General features: G+C 64.2%; 3 pseudogenes. 1 reads left to right on the top strand and 2 read right to left on the bottom strand.

The window, feature by feature from the left end:
- Positions 1 to 166: 166 nt before the first annotated feature.
- Positions 167 to 609, bottom strand: a pseudogene (locus AB0D66_RS34380) (transposase); the annotation flags it as partial.
- A gap of 119 nt (positions 610 to 728) precedes the next feature.
- Between AB0D66_RS34380 and AB0D66_RS34375 the strand changes: the two are divergent.
- A pseudogene (locus tag AB0D66_RS34375) lies at positions 729 to 1,569 on the top strand (IS5 family transposase).
- A gap of 76 nt (positions 1,570 to 1,645) precedes the next feature.
- On the opposite strand, the pseudogene AB0D66_RS34370 reads toward AB0D66_RS34375, so the two are convergent.
- A pseudogene (locus AB0D66_RS34370) lies at positions 1,646 to 2,516 on the bottom strand (IS5 family transposase).
- Positions 2,517 to 2,908: the final 392 nt, after the last annotated feature.

Here is a 2,908-nt window from a genome sequence, read left to right as displayed (position 1 = left end):
TCGATCAGTGCCCACAAGTCGTCGTCCACGATCCACGGCCGAGTACTCACACCACCACGAACGGCCGAATCGTCACACCGGTCACGGCTGACCAGTACATCTCAACATGATCGTGTCACGAGCTCTTAGTAGGATGTCTGGTTCGTGCAGTTCGTGAGTGACTGGTTTATGCGTCTCGCCAGGTTGGGGTGGTTTCGCCGGTTGCGCGTTTGGCGAGGGTGGAGATGGGGGCGAGGCGGATCATGCTTTCGGAGTGTTCGGGTTTGGTTTCATAGTCGCGGGCGAGTCGACGGTGCAGCATGATCCAGCCCAGGCTCCGTTCCACGAGCCATCGGCGGGGTAGGACGGCAAAGCCCTTGACCTGGGTGTTTCTGGGGACGACGTCGACGTCGATGCCGAGTTTCGCTCCATGTTCGACGGCCTAATTCTTGTAGCCGGTGTCGGCCCAGACTTTGGTGATGCTGGGGTGAGCGGCTGCGGTGCGGGTGGGGAGCTGTTTGCCGGCCTCATTGTTGGAGACGCTGCCGCGGTGACCATGACCAGGAGTAGCAGGCCGAGGGTGTCGACGACGATGCTGCGTTTGCGGCCCACGATTTTCTTTCCTGCGTCGATGTCTGCCCGACGCCCGCTGAGCCAAGTGGCTGCCAGGCGGGCGTCTTGGGCTGCCTGCTCCTGTTTCATCCCAAGGCGCGGTCCGAGCGCCTGGGCCGCCTGGGTAGTCCGAAATCATGCCTGAACGTCGCCGATACCCGAGCGATCTGTCCGATGCCCGGGGGGAGTTGGTCGAGCCGGTCCTGACCGCCTGGCGGTCCGAGCGCCGCAGCCGAGGCCTGGACAGCGGCATGCCTCCGGACCACGATCTGCGGAGCCTGCTGGATGCAGTCCTCTACGTGAATCGGACGGGCATCCCGTGGCGCTACCTTCCGCACGACTACCCGCACTGGAACACCGTCTACGCCTACTTCGCACGCTGGCAGGAAGAAGGTGTCTTCGACCAGCTCAACACCCTCCTGCGACGTCAAGTCCGCAGCCAGAAGGGCCGCGAGGAGGAACCGACCGTCTGCGTCATCGACTCTCAGAGCATCAAAACCTCTACCCACGTGCCCCGCCTGCGAGCAGCGCATCGACGCTGGCAGGAAGATCGTTGAACACAAGCGGAGCATCGTCATCGACACCGTCGGACTCCTCCTGGCCTTCGTGGTCACCGCCGCGAGCGTGCAGGACTCGATCGCCGGCCAGACTCTCATCGAACGGGTAGCCGCCGAGCATCCCACCCTCCGCAAGACCTGGGTCGACGGCGGCTACCGCCAGCACTTCGTCCAGCACGCCGCCACCCTTGGCATCGACATGCACATCGTCCGCCGCGACCCCGCCACCAGGGGATTTACCGTCCTGCCCCGCCGGTGGACCGTCGAGAGAACCCTCGGCTGGCTTATGAACCGCCGCCGCCTCACTCGCGACTACGAATCCTGCCCCCACCGCTCCGAAGCCATCATCCACCTCGCGATGATCAACCTCATGACCCGCAGGCTCACCGCCGAATCCACCCCGACTTGGCGTGGTCTATGAATCGCAATCAACCTGGCAATCCGGGATGAAACAACGGGATGAAACGCCCTCTCAGAGGTCGTTTTATCCGGCTGTTTTATCCCGTGATCGGCCGTTTGGTCTGGTGTGTCGGGTCGCGCCAGGAGATGGTGTTCTCGCCGGTGAGGCGGCGGGCCATGAGGTCGGTCATCGCGATGTGGATGATGGCTTCGGAGCGGTGGGGGCAGGATTCGTAGTCGCGGGCCAGGCGGCGGTGGAGCATGAGCCAGCCGTAGGTCCGCTCGACTGCCCACCGCTTGGGTATGGGGGTGAAACCCTTGGTCCCGGGCTTGCGTGCGGTGATCTCCATGTCGATTCCCAGGGCGGCGGCATGCTCGACGAGGTGCTGGCGGTATCCGCCGTCGACCCACACTTTGCGGATTGACGGGTGGTCGGCGGCGGCCTGGTCGATGAGGCGGGTGCCGGCCACAGAGTCCTGCACGCTGGCCGCGGTGACCAGCACCGCCAGGAGGAGGCCGAGGGTGTCGGTGACGATGCTGCGTTTGCGGCCCGCGATCTTCTTGCCCGCGTCGATGCCCTGGCTGGCGGCAGGAACGCTGGTGGAGGTCTTGACGCTCTGAGCGTCGATCACACACGCAGACGGCTCGGCATTCCGCCCTTCCTTCTCCCGCAAAAGCTGCCTGAGCAGGCCATTGAGCTGGGCGAACACGCCCTCGTCAGCCCATCTGGCGAAGTAGCCGTAGACGCTCTGGTGTGGTGGGAAGTCATGCGGGAGGTAGGCCCACTGGCAGCCGGTGCGGTCCACGTAGAGGATCGCGTTCATGATCTCGCGCAGGTCATGCCGCGGAGGCCGGCCGAAGTCCAGAGGCCCGGCCACGGCGCTCGAAACGCCAGGCCGCAAGGACCGGCTCGATCAACTCCCAGCGCGCATCGGACAGATCGCTCGGATACGGACGTCGCGTTGTCATGCTTCCGGCGTACCGCCGCGGACCGAGTGCGCCCAGGCGCACGGCTGCGACATTGGAAGCACACGGACGGCCAGGGGCCGGACTTCCTGGGATGAGACAGGCACAAGAACCAGCCCGCCCCACAAGCCACCCCACACGCCCCGCAGACACCAACTCCATCAATGGTCACTACCGCACCGCGGCCGACCGCCTCAAGAATCGCATTAAATCTCTAGATTCCGGGATAAAAGGACCTCTCAGAGGGCGTTTTACCCATTTCTAGCGACTTTGGGGGTGATTTGTGGCGAGTGACCGGTGAGATGAGCGTGGCCCCAGAGTGACGGGAGCGGCCGTGAGGTCGCTGTTGCGCCCTATCTGCTCCTGTTTCATCCCAAGACACACCGGTTCACTCC

The sequence above is a fragment of the Streptomyces sp. NPDC048270 genome (assembly GCF_040652335.1).
Lineage (GTDB): Bacteria > Actinomycetota > Actinomycetes > Streptomycetales > Streptomycetaceae > Streptomyces.
The sequence above is the reverse complement of the archived record's forward strand: the minus strand, read 5'-3'. Positions and strand labels throughout refer to the sequence as shown.